General features: G+C 66.2%; 15 protein-coding genes. 4 read left to right on the top strand and 11 right to left on the bottom strand.

What is annotated here, in order from left to right:
* Positions 1–161 precede the first annotated feature (161 nt).
* The 5 genes from ABZX86_RS16445 to ABZX86_RS16465 all read right to left on the bottom strand — a co-directional run bounded on the left by ABZX86_RS16445 (position 162) and on the right by ABZX86_RS16465 (position 5,717).
* Positions 162–923 carry an energy-coupling factor transporter transmembrane protein EcfT gene (locus ABZX86_RS16445; RefSeq protein WP_355124224.1) on the bottom strand — a complete coding sequence of 254 codons (762 nt, stop codon included), beginning with the start codon at positions 921–923 and terminating at the stop codon, positions 162–164.
* The gene (locus ABZX86_RS16450) at positions 920–3,025 is read right to left on the bottom strand and encodes an ATP-binding cassette domain-containing protein (protein WP_355124226.1); all 2,106 of its coding nucleotides are present in this window, start codon (positions 3,023–3,025) and stop codon (positions 920–922) included. The genes ABZX86_RS16445 and ABZX86_RS16450 overlap by 4 nt, the downstream gene beginning before the upstream one ends.
* A gap of 137 nt (positions 3,026–3,162) precedes the next feature.
* Entirely contained in the window at positions 3,163–3,546 is a 384-nt protein-coding gene (locus ABZX86_RS16455; protein ID WP_355124228.1) for a DUF4377 domain-containing protein, read from the bottom strand.
* A 36-nt stretch (positions 3,547–3,582) separates the two neighbouring features.
* On the bottom strand, positions 3,583–5,031 hold the full coding sequence (locus ABZX86_RS16460; protein WP_355124230.1) for an NAD(P)/FAD-dependent oxidoreductase: 1,449 nt from the start codon (positions 5,029–5,031) through the stop codon (positions 3,583–3,585).
* A gap of 86 nt (positions 5,032–5,117) precedes the next feature.
* On the bottom strand, positions 5,118–5,717 hold the full coding sequence (locus tag ABZX86_RS16465) for a Uma2 family endonuclease (RefSeq protein ID WP_355124232.1): 600 nt from the start codon (positions 5,715–5,717) through the stop codon (positions 5,118–5,120).
* Between the two features lie 125 nt (positions 5,718–5,842).
* Here ABZX86_RS16465 and ABZX86_RS16470 point away from each other — a divergent pair, with 125 nt between their 5' ends.
* Positions 5,843–6,910, top strand: a complete 1,068-nt coding sequence (locus tag ABZX86_RS16470) for an AraC family transcriptional regulator (protein ID WP_355124234.1) — start codon at positions 5,843–5,845, stop codon at positions 6,908–6,910.
* Here the strand turns inward: ABZX86_RS16470 and ABZX86_RS16475 are convergent.
* The 4 genes from ABZX86_RS16475 to ABZX86_RS16490 form a co-directional block, all read right to left on the bottom strand.
* A complete protein-coding gene (locus ABZX86_RS16475) occupies positions 6,891–7,676 on the bottom strand; it encodes a metallophosphoesterase (protein WP_355124236.1) in 786 nt (261 codons plus the stop codon). The genes ABZX86_RS16470 and ABZX86_RS16475 overlap by 20 nt on opposite strands.
* A gap of 126 nt (positions 7,677–7,802) precedes the next feature.
* Positions 7,803–8,588 carry an RNA pseudouridine synthase gene (locus ABZX86_RS16480; protein WP_355124238.1) on the bottom strand — a complete coding sequence of 262 codons (786 nt, stop codon included), beginning with the start codon at positions 8,586–8,588 and terminating at the stop codon, positions 7,803–7,805.
* Between the two features lie 27 nt (positions 8,589–8,615).
* Positions 8,616–9,983, bottom strand: coding sequence for a wax ester/triacylglycerol synthase family O-acyltransferase (locus ABZX86_RS16485; protein ID WP_355124240.1), 1,368 nt, complete (start codon positions 9,981–9,983; stop codon positions 8,616–8,618).
* 112 nt (positions 9,984–10,095) lie between these two features.
* Entirely contained in the window at positions 10,096–10,848 is a 753-nt protein-coding gene (locus ABZX86_RS16490) for a hypothetical protein (RefSeq protein WP_355124242.1), read from the bottom strand.
* Positions 10,849–11,009: 161 nt separating this feature from the next.
* On the opposite strand from ABZX86_RS16490, the gene ABZX86_RS16495 reads away from it, so the two are divergent.
* Positions 11,010–11,861 carry an LLM class flavin-dependent oxidoreductase gene (locus tag ABZX86_RS16495; protein WP_355124243.1) on the top strand — a complete coding sequence of 284 codons (852 nt, stop codon included), beginning with the start codon at positions 11,010–11,012 and terminating at the stop codon, positions 11,859–11,861.
* A 15-nt stretch (positions 11,862–11,876) separates the two neighbouring features.
* Here ABZX86_RS16495 and ABZX86_RS16500 read toward each other — a convergent pair whose 3' ends face one another.
* Positions 11,877–12,278, bottom strand: coding sequence for a hypothetical protein (locus tag ABZX86_RS16500; RefSeq protein ID WP_355124245.1), 402 nt, complete (start codon positions 12,276–12,278; stop codon positions 11,877–11,879).
* A 329-nt stretch (positions 12,279–12,607) separates the two neighbouring features.
* On the opposite strand from ABZX86_RS16500, the gene ctaD reads away from it, so the two are divergent.
* Together ctaD and ABZX86_RS16510 are read left to right on the top strand one after the other, a co-directional pair.
* Entirely contained in the window at positions 12,608–14,344 is a 1,737-nt protein-coding gene (gene ctaD, locus ABZX86_RS16505) for a cytochrome c oxidase subunit I (protein WP_355124863.1), read from the top strand.
* Positions 14,345–14,424: 80 nt separating this feature from the next.
* Positions 14,425–15,327, top strand: coding sequence for a zinc-binding dehydrogenase (locus ABZX86_RS16510; RefSeq protein WP_355124247.1), 903 nt, complete (start codon positions 14,425–14,427; stop codon positions 15,325–15,327).
* Positions 15,328–15,689: 362 nt separating this feature from the next.
* Here the strand turns inward: ABZX86_RS16510 and ABZX86_RS16515 are convergent, their stop codons facing one another.
* A complete protein-coding gene (locus ABZX86_RS16515) occupies positions 15,690–16,160 on the bottom strand; it encodes a MarR family transcriptional regulator (RefSeq protein ID WP_355124249.1) in 471 nt (156 codons plus the stop codon).
* Positions 16,161–16,220 lie beyond the last annotated feature (60 nt).

Genomic DNA, 16,220 nt, shown 5'->3' on the forward strand with positions numbered 1-16,220 from the left:
CTTTCATCAGGTCCTACGGGGCAAACCCGTGCTCAACACGATCAATTCCCTTCCATCCGGAAATGTGTTGAGCCCCCACGCGTTTGCAACTACCCCTTTGCTAGGGATTACGTTAGCGCGCCCCGCCGACAGGTCGAACCATTTTTGCCACCTGTGTCAGATCAGAGCAGTACTTCGACCAGAATTCCGGCCGCGCAGAGCAGCACCAGCAACACCAGGGCCACCGCATCCGATCGACCCGGCGAGCTGGGCCGGGCGGTCAGCTCACCGGTGCCGCCGCGGGTGGTGATGGCCTCGCCGAGCTCACCCGCACGCCGGCTGGAGACGGCCATGCTCGCGGTCAGAATGTCCACGAACGGGTTCTCCGACGCCCGGTGCACCAGCGAATCCTTGGGCCGCAGCTTGCGCGCCGCGCGCAGAATCCGCAGCTCCTCGAGCAGCAGCGGCAGCCCGCGCAGGGTCAGCGCGACCACCACGGCCCACTCGTCCACGGGCAGGCGGTGGGTGACACCCCGGCGGGTCCAGCCGAGCCGGCGCAGCGGTGCGCCGAGCTTGGCCAGCGCGGGCGCGATCTCGCCCATGGGCGTGGTCCAGGCGACCAGGAACGAGGCGCCCAGCAGCAGGAATCCGAAGAGAATGATCTGTGCGTAGCGCAGCACCGCGTCCAGGCCGACCGGTGCGTTGATGCCCGCCCCGATCAGAATGCCGAACCAGATCCACCACGGGAACCGCGGCAGTGTGCCGAGCGGTAACCGGGCCAGGAACCACACCGCGATCAGAAAGACCGCGCTGACCGCCAGCAGCCCCCAGGACGGCGTGAACATGAGCAGCACGCTGAAGACGAAGACACCGACGATCTTGGTGCCGGCCCAGAGCCGGTGCACCGGACTGTCGACGGGAACCTCGCGGAGAATGACGCTCATCGGAGGCCTCCGGTGAAATCGTGCGCCGCGGCGGCGGCGGAATGGGGTGCGGCGGCATCGTTGTCGATCAGATGTCCGTCGCGCAGGTGCACGATGCGGTCGCAGACGACCGCCATATCGGCGACATCGTGCGAGATGACGATCAGCGTCAGCCCGGAATCCCGCAGTCGCGCAAGCAGTTCCACGACCCCCGCGCGGCCTTCCGGATCGAGTCCGGCCAGTGGTTCGTCGAGCACCACCACCGCCGGGCGGCTCGCGACAATGGCGGCCAGCACCACGCGCTTGGCCTGTCCGCCGCTGAGCGATTCGATGGAACGCGAGGCCAGCGCCCGATCCAGGCCCACCGCATCGAGGGCGCGGGCCACGGCGGCCGTGCCGCGACCACCCCAGTCCTCGATTTCGCCGCCGACGGTCTGGCGCTGCAATTGCAGCCGGGAATGCTGAAATGCCAACTGCACGGCCCCGATTCGCTTGTGCGAGGGTCGGGCGCCGGTGAATTCGCGCAGCTCGCAACTGCCGCCGCTGGGGACGGTCAGCCCCGCCATGATCCACGCGAGCGTGGATTTGCCGGACCCGTTGCCGCCCACGATCAGCAGCGCCTCACCGCGCCGCACCGAAAGGTCGATGCCGTGCAGAGCGGGCGCCTCCCAGGGCGTGCCGTGGTTGTAGGTGTGCCGCACATCGCGCAGCTCGAGGACGGTATCGCCCATGGGCCGCTGCCGGCGATCCCGCACCGGCCGGGGCCACGCGGGCAGATGGTCGACCGAGCGCCCGCGTTCCAGATGCACCACCCGATCCGCGGCCGCCGCATCGGCCTCGTGATGGGTGACCAGCACGACCGCCATGGAATGCCGGCGCGGCAGTTCGGCGAGCAGTGCGACCAGATCGCGCCGTCCCTCCGGATCGATCATGGAGGTGGCCTCGTCGGCCAGCAGCAGGGTGGGTTTGCGGGCGAGCGCGGCGGCGACGGCGAGCCGCTGCTGCTGTCCGCCGGAGAGGGTGGCGGTTTCGCGCCTGCCCATACCCGTCAGTCCGACTTCGCCCAGCAGTCCGTCGATATCGACCTGCGCGGCCAGTTCGGTGGGCAGCCCCCACACCACGTCATCCTCGACGAGTACACCGAGCGTCTGACTTTCCGGGCGCTGCAACACCATTGCGGTGCCGCCGGTGACTCCGAGCCCCGCCGATCCGGGCCGGGTGACGGTACCGCCGGTCGGTGGCCGCCCCGCGAGAATCCTGGTGAGCGTGGACTTTCCGGACCCGTTGTGCCCGACGATCGCCACGAATTCGCCCACCTGCACGGTCAGGTCGATGCCGGACAGCGCGTCGGTGTGCGCTTCAGGATAGCGAAAAGCGACCTGCCGCAAGGTGATCGGCAATGGCGCGACGGGCCGATCGTCGGCGGGCGCATCGAGCAGATCATCGCGACCCGGCAGCCAGGCCAGCCGATCGAGCACCGATCCGAGCACGAACCAGGACACGATGCCGCTGACGAGCATGCCCGCGATGATGCCGCCCCCGATCCACGCCCACCACCAGTGCAGGACCGCTTCGGTGTACCCGGCGATGTGCCGCCCGAGCGGTTCGAGCAGGGCCTGCCGCGCCGCGAGATTCTGCAATCCCTTGGCGCTGTTGCGGATATTGTCGAACAGCAGATGCCGAGTCCCGGAGAGCACCAGCAGCATTCCGACCGAGAACATCGCGAACACCAGCCCGGCCAGCGAGGACAGTCCGAGCACCGCGAGCAGCCCGCCGCGCCGCCGCTTGACGATCCCGATGATCCCGCCGATCACCGCCACCCCGACCAGATTGATCGCAGGCGCCAGCCCCGCCGCCACAAACGTCACCAGCGTCCCGGCGACCGTGGCCGTGAACACCGCCCGCAGCCGATGCCGGTGCGCGAGCAGCCCGATGGGCACCGCCGCCACCAGTTGCAGCGCCGCCGCGAACGGCACCAGCGACCCCACGGTCACCAGCCCGACGGTCGCCCCGCCGAGCACCGCCCCGGTAGCGAGTTCGATCGGCCGAAGCGGCCCGTGCGCAAGAACGGACCCACCCCGCCGTTCCGGCATGGCATTACGAGTCTGGGACGAATCGGTCACGCTAACCAGTCTGCCGTGTCCCAGCGTGTCCCCAGGTAGACCTCACTACATTCACACAAGTTCGACAGCTTCTACATACATGCGCAACTATGCATGTATTGGATTGCGGCGGTGTGCCGCAACCTGTGCGGCCGGTCCTACTGCGCCGGATCCTTCGCGATGACCTTGACGAGGTGCCAGGTGAAAGAGGGGGCGTCGGCGGGCGGGTTGTGCCAGGGACGCTGTTCGATGCGCAGTTGGTAGTGGAAGCCGGGCTGGTAGTCGAAGCCGGCTATGCCGGTGTAGTGCAGTTCCCAGGGGCCGTTGGCGGTGCGGCTGACCTGGAGGCAGGTTTGGGGGGCGACGCCGTTGCAGGGGACGGGCCGGTCGGCGACGTAGAGGTCGAATTGTTCGGTGCCGGGGTCCGTGGTGGTCGCGGCGGAGGTGGCCGCGGGCCGGTCGGGATTATCGGAGCCGCAGGCGGTGAGGGGTAGGACTGCCAGTAGTGCGAGCAGCGCTGAGAGCGGGAGGCGAGTGCGCATGGCGTGAATATGCCACAGGTTTGCTGTGGGTCGTGCTCATGCCGGGGTGAGTCGGTAGTCAGCGCGTCGGACCTTGCGGGTGCGGCGGCGGTAACTGCGGGTGGTCCCAGGCCAATTGTTGGTGATGCGACCGGATTTCGTGCGATACCAGCTGGTACAGAAGTTCCACGGAGTGCGAGCCAGCCGCTGCTGCAGCGCGGTGTTGTACTCGCGCTCGGTCTCCGGCAGCACTTCCAGACAGTGTCCGGGCTGTTCGGCCAGCAACTGCACGGCATGCCGGATATATCGAGCCTGCGACTCGATCATGTAAATGATCGATCCCACACCGAGATTCGTATTCGGGCCGTAGACCAGGAACATATTCGGGAAGTCCGGCACCGTGATGCCGAGATAGGCGTGCGCACCGCCCTCCCACACATCCGCCAGATTGCGGCCACCGCGCCCGCGAATCTTCATGGGCCACAGGAACTCCGTCCCCTTGAACCCGGTGCCGTAGATGATCACATCGGCCGCGTGCAGCACGCCGTCGGCCGTCCGCACCCCCTCCGGCGCGATCTCGCTGATCGCCGTCGTCTCCACCGTGACATTCGGCTGCGCCAAGGCCGGGTAGTAATCATTGGAGAACAGCGCCCGCTTACACCCGATCGGATAGTCCGGCGTCAACTTGGCCAGCAGTTCCGGATCGGTGACCTGCTCCGCGAGATGTTTCCCGGCCATCCGCGCCACGGCCCGCGTGATCCCCGGATACTCCACCAGCCCCAACGCCACGAACTCGGCGATCGCCCACCACGAGAAGCGTTCCGCCGCCGGCAATCCCGGCACATGCAACAGCACCCGCTGATGAATCGGCTGGTAATCGGTATCGAACTTGGGCAGCACCCAGGCCGCCGTCCGCTGGAACAGCGTCAGCTGCGCGACCTGCGGCTGGATCTCGGGAATGAACTGAATGGCACTGGCGCCGGTCCCGATGCACGCCACCCGCTTCCCCGTCAGTTGCACACCGTGATCCCACCGCGCCGAATGAAACGACTCCCCGGCGAAGCTCTCGACCCCGGTGATCGCAGGCAGCGCGGGCCGCGACAATTGCCCGACCGCCGAGATCAGCACATCGGCGGTCCGCGCATTGCCATCGGCGGTCTGCACCGTCCACTGCCCGCTGACCTCATCGAATTCCGCCTCGGTCACCTCCGCCCCGAACACGATCTGTTCGAACAGCCCGTGCCGCCCGGCCACCCCGCGGATATACGCGACAATGTCCTCCCGCCCCGAATACCGCTGCCGCCATTTGGGTTTCGGCTCATACGAGAACGAGTACAGCGGTGAAGGCACATCACACGCCGCCCCCGGATACGTATTCTCCCGCCACACCCCGCCCAGATCAGCCGCCCGCTCCAGAATGGTCACCTCCCGAAACCCATTCCGTTGCAGCTCGATAGCCATCCCGAGCCCACCGAACCCCGCACCGATGACAATGACCGAAGGCATATGGCCCACCTCACATCGAAGACCCCTCAACTGTAAGAGCGGAGTCCGTGCTTCGTGGGCACCTAATCGAGGATTTCGGCCAATATTCAGGGCTGGTGCAAGGATTCGAAGGTGATGGCCAGCGTCACCGGGGTGTCGAGGACCAGACCGACCCGATGCACCTTGTGCGGCATGTACCGCACCCCGGACCAGTCGAGCCGGTACTCCTCGATCCGATCGATCGCTTCCCAGCTCTTGTCGAAATGCACGATCAGATACACCGGGATGCCGGCCCGCGCGTACAGCCGATGCTTGATCCCGGTGTCGGCGTCTGCGGTCGCGTCCGACACCACTTCGGCAACCAGCAAGATGTGATCGCGGACCGTGTTGACGTCGTACGGCTCGCAGTCGCGCACGAAGACATCGGGGTACCGAACATTGAGCCGCCGATCCGCAGTTCTGTCCTCGGCGTCCGGAAACCGCACGGCTACATCCGAGTCCACCCGCAGACACGGCCCAGCAGGATCCCGGGCACTTTCCATCGCCGCCGCCAACCGTCGAAGCACCCTGCTGTGCGCCGCACTCTGCGCCATCATCCGAACCACGAGGCCGTTCTCAACCTCGATATCCCCGAACGCATCAGGTTCGGCACCGAGAAACTCCTCGGCAGTCAACCGCCCCTCGCCTCCGGTATGCGTCGCAGTCATCGCAGAGCTCCTCCTGGAGGTGTCACCAGCGGGTTCGAGCCTACCGCTGCTCGGCGGTCGTGCCCCATGATCGGGCGGGTCATCCGCCTTTCCGCCTAATCGAGAATTTCGGCCATAATCTGGCTATGAGTCAGGTGCAGGAGGCGGGGATTCGGGATTGGGACTTTCCGCGCGGGGTGGCGAGTGTTGCCCTGATGGTGGGGTTCGCGCGGGAGCAGGGGGTGGCGGCGGGGCGGATATTGCAGGGGAGTGGGCTCGGGGAGAAGGCGCTGGGGGATCCGGATGCGCAGATCGATGCGCATACCGAGCTCGCGGTGATCCGGAATCTGGTGCGCGAGCTGGGGGCGCGGCCGAACCTCGGGCTGGAGGTGGGGCGGCGGTATCGGATCACCACGTTCGGGATCTTCGGATTCGCGTGTGTGAGCAGTCCGACGCTGGGGGAGGCGATCGCCTTCGCGCTGCGGTATCTGGAGTTGAGCTTCACGTTCTGCATTCCGGTCGCGCGGTGGCAGCCGGGGGAGTTCGTGGCCCGGATCCATGATGAGCGCATCCCCGCCGATGTCCGGCGGTTCCTGGTGGAGCGGGACGTGACCGCCATGTTCCAGATGCTCTGCGATCTGCTGGGCGATCGGGTGGATCTGCTGCGGGCCGAATTCGATTTCCCGACACCGGCGAATATCGACCTGTACCACGAGATCTTCGGAGTGCTACCGCGGTTCGAGCAGCCGCACAATCTCTTCTCGCTGGATCCGGCGATCCTGGAGCAGCCGCTGCCGCAGGCCAATGAGCACACCCTCGCCATGTGCCTGGCGCAGTGCCGGGAGCTGGTCTCGCGCCGCCGGGCGCGCACCGGCATCGCGGCGGATGTGCGCGAGCTGCTGGTCCCGCGCGGCGGCGCCGACGGTTTCGCCGCACCGCCCGGAATCGACGCGGTGGCAAGGGATCTCAATATGAGCACCCGCACCCTGCGCCGCCATCTGGATACCGCGGGCACCAGCTATCGGCAGCTACTGGACGAGGTGCGCCGGGCGCTGGCGGAGGAAATGCTCACCGCCACTCCGCTTTCGGTGAGTGATGTGGCGATCCGGCTCGGTTATGCGGAGGCCTCGACCTTCATCCACGCCTTCAAAAGATGGACGGGGACAACGCCTTCGGCCTATCGGCGCGGCGCCGTCAGTCCTGTGGTTCGCTGAGCCAGCCGCCCATGGCGACCGGCCGGAACATGGACAGCAGCCGGCCGTCCTGAATGGAGTGCATGACCAGCGCGGGATCCGGTGCGAAATCGATCGGCACATGTCCCGATCGAGCCGTCTCCCATTCGCCGCCGATGGTGGAGGAGACGCTCGGCGCGACGATGAGCGGCTTACCCGCGAACGACGTGACCAGGCCCGAATGCACATGCCCGGTGAGCACGCCGAGAATGCGATCGTCGCCGGACACGATGTTCTCCAGCCGCTCCGGATTCGTCAGCCGAATGGGGTCGACCACCGTGCTGAGCACCGGAACCGGCGGATGGTGCATGGCGATCAGCACCAGCTCGTCCGGCGGCGCGGCGGACAGCAGATCGATGAGCCAGGAATAGGTCTCGTCCTCGAGCAGCCCCTCGGGCTTGCCCGGAATGCTGGAGTCGAGCAGTGCCAGCGTGACACCGTCGACGCTGTGCGCCTGATTGATCGGCGCGTAACCCGCGGTGCCGTCCAGCAGCACCTTGCGCATATTGCCGCGATCATCGTGATTGCCGGGCATGATCACCACCGGCACATCGGCGACCAGGGCATTGCGGGCCTGCTGGTACTCCTCGATATCGCCCTCATCGGCGATATCCCCGGTCACGATGATGACGTCGGGGCGCTGCGGCAGCTCGGCCAGATAGGCCATCACCCGCTCGGCGCGTTCATTGTTCCTGGCGCCCATATTGAAGTGGGTGTCACTGAGCTGTGCCAGCAGAACCATCGGCATTCGCTTTCTGTGAAGGGCCGCATCATTGCGCCCGATCGTGCCGCGCCAGCGCGTCACGTCACCAGGCTAGATGCCCTGCCGGTATGGATCTCAGTGAGACTCGCCACCGAATATAGCGATGCCACATTAACGGTCGCCCGGAGTGACCGGGGTCATCAGCTCGCGCGCGATACTCAACAGTTGCACGGGATCCGCGGATTCCGCACCGGCAGCCCAGAATTCCGGGCCCGGCTCGGCTTCCAGGTCCAGTACCGGGGGAGTGCGCCAATCCGCGTCCAGCAGCAGGCGCCACGAATGCAGATACGTGCGGGCGTGCGCACCGGATCTGTCGAAGAGCGGATCGCCGACGATGGGATGCCCGATCCAGGCCAGGTGCACCCGAATCTGATGCCGACGCCCCGTGATCGGCCGCAGCGCCAGCACGGTCTGCGTCTCGGTGCGGGCGACGGTCGCGAATTCGGTGACCGACGGATAGTTCTTGCCCGCCAGCACATCCCGCTCATCCACCTGCCAGCGATCGCCCTCGCGCTGAATGCTCTCGCGCGGCGCGGCAATGCGCACCCGGTTCTTGCGCCCGACACTCAGCGGCAGGTCGATGACCCCGCGGTCCGGCAGATCCGCCGGACCGGTGGTGACCGCCAGATACGCCTTCTGCGCCGTGCGCTTGTTGAACTGCCGGGTCAATTGCCCGTGTGCCGGCAGTTCTTTGGCGAGCAGCACCAGTCCGGAGGTCACCTTGTCGATGCGATGCACCGGGTACAGCGTTTCCCCGTGCGCGGCGGCGAGCTCCACGATGTCGGTGTCGTGGCGCTCGCCGGTGACCGAGATCCCGGCCGGTTTATTGAGCGCGAGGACATTGTCGTCCTCACTGATCAGGCACTGTTTCCGCAGTTCGGGCCAACGCGTATCCACAGTGCACACCCTAGAGAGGGCCCGCGATCAGGCGATGGCCCGCTCCAGTTCGGCCAGCCCGTCCTCCATATGCCCGGGCAGCCGATCCAGATCCGGCACGGTGCGGCGGCAGCCGACAAACCCGAAATCGAGGTTCTCGCCATTGGTGGTGAGCGTGATGTTCATGGCCTGCGATTCGAACGGAATCGACAGCGGATAGTTGCTGTCCAGTCGCGCGCCCTGCATGTAGACCGGTTTACGCGGCCCCGGCACATTCGAGATGACGAGATTGAACGGCATGCGCGGCAGCGCCTCGAACCCCGGCAGCAGCGAAACGCCCAGCGGCGACATGAGCAGCGCCGAGAGCGCCATGGCCTCCAGCTTCGGCAGCTGGGTGAAGACCTGCTTGGCCTCGCGCATGGAGGTGCTGATCGCCGTCAGCCGCGCCATCGGATCATCCAGATGGGTGGCCAGATTCGCCAGGCAGGCCGCGACCATATTGCCCTCGGAGGCATCGGCCTCGGCGGCGGTGCGAATATTCACCGGCACCATGGCGATGAGCGGCTCGGCCGGCAGTCCGTCGTGCTCGATGAGGTAGGAGCGCAGCCCGGCGGCGCTCATGGCCAGCACCACATCGTTGACGGTCGCGCCGGTGGCCTGGCGGACCCGGTTGATGCGCTCGAGCGGCCAGGAGCGCACGGCAATGCGCCGCGCCCCGCCGATCGACACATTGAACATGGTGCGCGGTGCGGTCATCGGCATGGTGAGCCGGCCGTCGATGGCCCCGCGCAACGGCGCGGCAATCGATGCGGTGCTACGGACCATGCGCGGCAAGGCTTTTCGCAACTGCTGCCATGAGCTGGTGGGTTCGACAGCCGCGAGCTCGACGCTTTCGCGAATCGGCGCGGTGCCCCACGGCACCCGCACCTGCGAATCCAGCGGATCGTCGGTGAGCGTGCGCTGCAGCAATCGCATGGCGGAGACGCCGTCGATGAGCGCGTGATGCATTTTCATATAGAGCGCGAAGCGCCCGTCGTCGAGGCCCTCGATGAGCCGGGCCTCCCACAGCGGCCGGTGCCGGTCGAGCAGGATGCCGTGTAGTCGTTCGGTGAGATCCAGCAGATCCTCCATGCCGCCGGGCCCCGGCAGCGCACTGCGCCGCAGGTGGTAGCCCAGATCGACATGTTCGGCATGGGACCAGGACACGCTGGAGAAGCCGCCGAAGGTGCGGCTGGGATGTCTGCGGAAGCGGGTGCGCACCTCGGTGGAGGCGGACATGGCCGCGTAGAGGTCGTGCACGAACTCGGGTCCCGCGTCGGCGGGCGGTTCGAACAGTTGCAGACCACCCACGTGCATCGGATGTTCGCGGGATTCGATCGCGAGGAAAATAGCGTCGAGAGGGTTCAGAAGGTCCATCGGTTCGCCTAACCGGTGGGGCAGCGCTGTTCGACATTCGGCACGCACAACTGCCCAGGGAGATACGGTCGAGCGACGCTGCCCCCCGCTGCGTTGACGGTGAATCAGATTATCACTGTGCTTGTTTCGTTATAACCGGAACTTCGGAATGCAAACCTCCGGCGACGGTGCCATGAGTTTGCTCGCGACCCAGATCGTCGATCGACGCGAAGGACATGCCGACAATGGTACGACGGCCGTGCGCGAACGGATGGACCCTGTGCAGCGTCGTGTCGGACCGCATCAGATAGAGGTCGAGGGGCTGCAGTTCCCAGGACTGAATGGGATTGCGGGTGAGCGTCCGGTACACGTCGGAGTGGTCCCAGTCCCGCCGGGTGTGCGCCACCGTCTGCACGAAACCGCCCTCCTCCAGCGGCGGGCACTCCACCACCAGGATCAGTGCGAAAGCATGCTCATCCCAATGCCATTGGCTGTCCGCATCATCGTGCTGCCGTCGCCGCACCGCATACCGCTCCGGGCCTGGGCGGCGCAGCACCGGCTCCGTCGCCACGGTAGTCAGACTGTGCCGCAACAGTTCACAGTCGTACAGCTGCGGAATGCATTGGCCGCGTGCGTCGACCTCCCGCGTGCCGAGGTCGATCGCATGCCGCTCGGGCGCCTCGGCGCCGGGCGCGATCCAGGACTGATGGTGATCGAGCATGGTCAGCGCCTCGGCAGCCAGCGCCCGCTTGACCCGGTAGGGCAGCAGGAAACCCAGGCGCGCGATTCCGGTCTCGGCCAATCGGTCTCGCGCATGACGCAGGGCTGCGGGATCCACCGCCGTCAGATGTTTGCGGGCGGCGTCCACGGAACTGTGGGGCTGCACCTGGTCGATTGTAATCCGTTGCCTGCCAACGAATATGGAATCAGGTTCCCGATTGATCACGATCGGGTGGCGAGCGCGCCTCGGGCGGCGGGCACCGACTCGCCCGAAGGACGGGGGTGTGCCGGAGCCGCAGGCCGGTTCGGCGTAGCTTGGAATTTGCTATGGCTGACTACGGGCATGAGCTGAGGTTCGGGATCTTCGTTCCGCCCGAGGCGGCGCGGGGGCGGTCGCTGCTGCGGCTCATTCAGCGCGCCGATGCCACGGCCGGGCTGGAAGTGCTGGCGGTTCAAGATCATCCGTATCAGCCCGCCTTCCTGGACACCTGGACGCTGCTGTCCTACGTCGCCGCCATGACCCGCACCCTCACCCTCATGCCCGCGGTGGCCAATCTGCCGCTGCGCCCGCCCGCGGTGCTGGCGCGCAGCGCGGCCAGCCTGGATCTGCTCAGCGGCGGCCGGGTTGAGCTGGGAGTGGGCGCGGGCGCGTTCTGGGACGCCATCGAAGCCATGGGCGGGCAGCGGCGCACACCGGGGCAGGCGCTGGCGGCACTGCGTGAGGCGATGGGCGTCATGCGTGCGCTGTGGGGTGAGGGACGCCCGAACCTCGAAGGCGAGTACTACGCACTGCGCGGCGCCAAGGCCGGACCGGCCCCCGCGCATCGGATAGGCATCTGGCTGGGCGTCTACGGTCCCCGCGCGCTGCGCATGACCGGCGAACTGGCCGACGGCTGGCTGGGCGGATTCTCTTATGCCCCACCGGATCTGCTCGCCGGGCTGATGTCCGCCATCGATACCGGCGCCCGGGAGGCGGGCCGCGTGCCCGCGCTCATCCGCCGCGCCTACATCATCGACGCTTCCATGCCGGTCGCACAGCTCACGGAGGTGGCGCTGGTGCACGGCATCAGCGAATTCCTGCTGCCGGTCGACCCGGACGGCGAAAGGGCGACAATGCAGTTCGCTGTCGAAACGGCCCCGGCGGTCCGTGCCGCGGTGGCCGCGGCGCGTGTCGCCTGAGCAGCGTTCCGCCCGTCAGCGCAGTTCGAAGAACGTGCTGTTGATGATCTGCCGCAGCGGTGACAGCGCACCGTCGTAGCTGACCCGATCGGAACGCACGGTGTGCAGCGAGCTGTCGCCGCGCAGCGGGTCCTCGCAGATGACGCGAATCCGCTTGGTATCGGTACGAATCGAGCCGAGCGTCAGGTCCACCGCGCCCGCGGTGTCTACAGATCCCCAGGGTCCGGCGATGTCCTTGCCCGCGATCTGACAGCGGGCGCCGGCCTTCTCGCCGGTGACGTGTGCGGTGACGGTGCTGCGGCCCTGGATGACGGCCTTGGGCTCACTGTTGGCGGTGGCCGCGCCGGCGGCGAGCAGGGTGCCGAGTGTCCCGATCACGACGGCGGTGGTGATGCGGGTGCGGAGCGATCGACTCATGGTTCCGATAGTGAAGCGCTTCATATGAGATTCTCGTGAGGTCGGGGGGTGAATTGGCGATGAACTTCGCGCCAAGACCTGTTCAGGCGAAGCAGTGACCGGGCTGTCTGCGGGACTTCCACCACGCCGACATTATCGAACATCGATCCGCTTGCCATCGGCACCGGCTCGAGATGATTCCAAATCCGCCGGAGCCGAATCCGGCGGAGTGACCGCCCGGTCGGAGTGTTCTCTGCCAGAATCGAATAGCTGTGAGTACGCTGACCCCGTTCATCGTGGGTTCCGGAGCCGAGAAGACCCAGCTGCGGACCGACCTCGAGGAGGATGTGGTGACTGCCGTAGCTCCCAAGCCGGACCCGGGACTGGAGGCCGCTCGGCCTTACCCGGCACGGCTGGGCCCCAAGGGTTCGTTCATCTACAAGGCGGTGACGACGACCGACCCCAAGGTACTGGGCGTCATGTACATCACCACCGCGATTTCGTTCTTCCTCATCGGCGGTCTATTGGCGCTGCTCATGCGCGCGGAGCTGGCCCGGCCGGGCATGCAGTTCCTGTCGACGGAGCAGTTCAATCAGCTGTTCACCATGCACGGCACGATCATGCTGCTGTTCTATGCGACGGCCATCGTCTTCGGCTTCGCGAACCTGATCCTGCCGCTGCAGATCGGCGCGCCCGATGTGGCCTTCCCGCGACTGAACGCCTTCAGCTACTGGCTGTACCTGTTCGGTGCGTCGATGGCCACCGCCGGATTCGTGACTCCCGGCGGCGCGGCCGACTTCGGCTGGACCGCGTACACGCCGCTCTCGGACATCGTGCACTCGCCGGGTGTAGGTGGCGATCTGTGGATTCTGGGTCTGGCGGTGTCCGGTCTGGGCACCATCCTGGGTGGCGTGAACATGCTGACCACGGTGGTCTGCCTGCGCTGCCCCGGTATGACCATGTTCCGCATGCCCATCTTCACCTGGAATATCGCCGTCACCAGTGTGCTTATCCTGCTGGCCTTCCCGCTGCTGACCGCGGCGCTGTTCGGGCTCGCCTACGACCGGCACCTGGGCGGGCACATCTACGATCCGGCCAATGGCGGGGCCATCCTGTACCAGCATTTGTTCTGGTACTTCGGGCATCCCGAGGTGTACATCATCGCGCTGCCGTTCTTCGGCATCGTCTCGGAGATCTATCCGGTGTTCTCGCGTAAGCCGATCTTCGGTTACACCACGCTGGTGTACGCGACGCTGGGTATCGCGGCGCTGTCCATCGCCGTGTGGGCGCACCACATGTATGCGACGGGATCGGTTCTGCTGCCGTACTTCTCGTTCATGACGTTCCTGATCGCTGTGCCGACCGGTGTGAAGTTCTTCAACTGGATCGGCACCATGTGGCGCGGGCAGCTGACCTTCGAAACACCGATGCTGTGGTCGCTCGGCTTCCTCGTCACCTTCCTGTTCGGTGGCCTGTCGGGCGTCATCCTGGCCAGCCCGCCGCTCGACTTCCATGTCTCCGACAGCTATTTCGTCGTGGCGCACTTCCACTACGTGCTCTTCGGCACCATCGTGTTCGCCACCTTCGCGGGCATCTACTTCTGGTTCCCGAAGATGTCTGGCCGCCTGTTGGACGAGCGCCTGGGCAAGTGGCACTTCTGGGCGACCTTCGTCGGCTTCCACACCACCTTCCTGGTGCAGCACTGGCTGGGCAACGAGGGCATGCCGCGCCGCTATGCGGATTACCTGCCGAGCGACGGATTCACCACGCTGAACACCATTTCCACCATCGGCTCGTTCATCCTGGGCGCGTCGATGCTGCCGTTCGTGTGGAACGTCTTCAAGAGCTACCGCTACGGCGAAGTGGTCACGGTCGACGATCCGTGGGGCTACGGCAACTCCCTGGAGTGGGCGACCTCCTGCCCGCCGCCGCGGCACAACTTCTACGAGCTGCCGCGTATCCGCTCCGAGCGTCCGGCATTCGAGCTGCACTACCCGCACATGGTCGAGCGCATGCGCGCCGAGGCCCATGTCGGCTGGGGTTCCAGGTCCCACAATGTGGCCGAGGAAGCGAAGATCTCCAGCTGACAAATATTTAGGTTTGACATACGAATTACCCTCGTCCTAATCTTGTGTCCGTTACAAGTTAAGGGCGAAGGGATGCCGAAGTGCACAAGATTCATTTCACCGGCCGACCGGCACAGCTCACCGTGCCGGAGCCGGTGGCCGGTCCGGGTCAGCTGCTGATCCGGACCGAACTGGCCGGTGTCCACCTCGGCATGCTCCGAATGATCAAGGCGGACACCGGCTCCGACCCGGGCGCGGAGGTACTCGGCACCGTCGTCGCAGTAGGTCCCGAGGTCTCCGCAGACTGGATCGGCAAGCGGGTCGGAGGCGTGGTGTTCGCCGGCGCCTATGCCGAATACGTCCTGGCCGCACCGGCATTGATGACCGAAATCCCAGCCGGAGTACCGTCCGCCGACGCTCTCGCAATAGTGCGCGGCGGCCTGGTCGCCCTGGGCGCCCTACGCGCCAGCCGATTCACAGCGGGCGAGTCGGTCCTGATCACCGCCGCCGCCAGCGGAAGCGGCCATCTCGCAGTGCAATTGGCAAAGGCGCTGGGCGCGTCCAGAGTGGTCGCAGCAGTCGGCTCCGCAGACAAGGCACAGTTCCTGCACGACTGCGGAGCCGACGCCGTGCTCACTTACTCCGAGCCCTGGACCGAATCCGTGAACATCGTCCTGGACGGCGTAGGCGGAGACCTACTCCAGCGCAGCGTGGAAACCCTTGTACCCCAAGGCCGCCTGGTGGCCTACAGCGCAGGCGGCGGATCGGTCGACGCGAACACCCTGCTGGCCGACCTCAAAACCGTCACCGGCTTCTCGGTAGGCCTACTGAGCCGCACCCGACAGGATCTGATCGATTCCTACCGCGCCGACCTCTGGAAGTTGTTGGCATCAGGCCTTTTACGCCCCCATCACACCGTCCTGCCCCTGGAAAACATCAGCGAGGCCGTCGACCTCATAGAATCCCGCCGCAACCTGGGCCGAGTTATAGTCCAAACCACCTGAGCTCCGAATCTCGAACCGCCGGGGTGGCCAGGCGGGAGCGTCGCTTGTTCCGATGATCACCGCCCGCCCGATCGTGTGGGGAATCATCGCGGTGTGGAGCATCGCGAGGCTGGCGGGGTTCGGTATTTCCAAATGATCCACCGAAAGGGCTGTCGCGCAGACGAATAGGCGATGGGTACCGGCGCCGGGCGGCGGGTGACCTCGGAGTATGACGAGGGCCCGGGCGGCACTCGAGAGACTTCCCGCAGTTCTCGGGAAACTCATCGCCGGCGACATCTGACCCGAACAATTGGGCGCCGAGAATCCGCGGGCGGCGCGGTGCGTTCGCGGCATCGGCTTGGTGCTGCGGAAAAGGGTTGGGGCTATTCCGCTTCGGTACTTCGGGAGGGGCGGGGCCAGGGGCGGCCGTCGACGTGTTCTATATCGGTATTGAGTCGTGCGAGGTAGCCGGCGAAGGCTGCTACGTCGGTGGGGGACCAGTTGGCCATGACCTGTTCCAGGCCTTGGGTATTGGCGGTTCGCTCGGTTTCGAGATTGTGTTCGCCGTCGGCGGTGATGCGGAATTTGCGGGCTATGCCGCCGGCGGGGTCGGGGATGCGGTCGACCAACCCGGTGCGCAGGAGGGCCGCGGTTTGGCGGTTGAGGGTGGAGGCGTCCAGGCCGAAGGCTTCGGTGAGCTGGCCGATGGACATCGGGCCCTCCGCGCTGAGCCGGTTCAGGAGGACGTAGGCGCTGCGGTCGAGCCGGGTGCCGTCGCGGCGATAGCGCGCGTTCACGGTGTAGCGGCTGAGCAGCATGATTTCGAATTCGACCCGGTCCGTGGGCTTTTCCATGCAGTCCTTCCGTCACGACCTCGCTGCAGTCTGTCTACCACAGGTGACCCACGTCACAAT

Origin of the sequence: Nocardia sp. NPDC006630 (assembly GCF_040611495.1) — a bacterium.
GTDB lineage: Bacteria > Actinomycetota > Actinomycetes > Mycobacteriales > Mycobacteriaceae > Nocardia.

Coding starts and splice junctions, on each gene's coding strand:
- ABZX86_RS16445 (WP_355124224.1), bottom strand. CDS start 923: ATGAGCGTCATTCTCCGCGAGGTTCCCGTCGACAGTCCGGTGCACCGG.
- ABZX86_RS16455 (WP_355124228.1), bottom strand. CDS start 3,546: ATGCGCACTCGCCTCCCGCTCTCAGCGCTGCTCGCACTACTGGCAGTC.
- ABZX86_RS16460 (WP_355124230.1), bottom strand. CDS start 5,031: ATGCCTTCGGTCATTGTCATCGGTGCGGGGTTCGGTGGGCTCGGGATG.
- ABZX86_RS16465 (WP_355124232.1), bottom strand. CDS start 5,717: ATGACTGCGACGCATACCGGAGGCGAGGGGCGGTTGACTGCCGAGGAG.
- ABZX86_RS16470 (WP_355124234.1), top strand. CDS start 5,843: ATGAGTCAGGTGCAGGAGGCGGGGATTCGGGATTGGGACTTTCCGCGC.
- ABZX86_RS16475 (WP_355124236.1), bottom strand. CDS start 7,676: ATGCCGATGGTTCTGCTGGCACAGCTCAGTGACACCCACTTCAATATG.
- ABZX86_RS16485 (WP_355124240.1), bottom strand. CDS start 9,983: ATGGACCTTCTGAACCCTCTCGACGCTATTTTCCTCGCGATCGAATCC.
- ABZX86_RS16495 (WP_355124243.1), top strand. CDS start 11,010: ATGGCTGACTACGGGCATGAGCTGAGGTTCGGGATCTTCGTTCCGCCC.
- ABZX86_RS16500 (WP_355124245.1), bottom strand. CDS start 12,278: ATGAGTCGATCGCTCCGCACCCGCATCACCACCGCCGTCGTGATCGGG.
- ABZX86_RS16515 (WP_355124249.1), bottom strand. CDS start 16,160: ATGGAAAAGCCCACGGACCGGGTCGAATTCGAAATCATGCTGCTCAGC.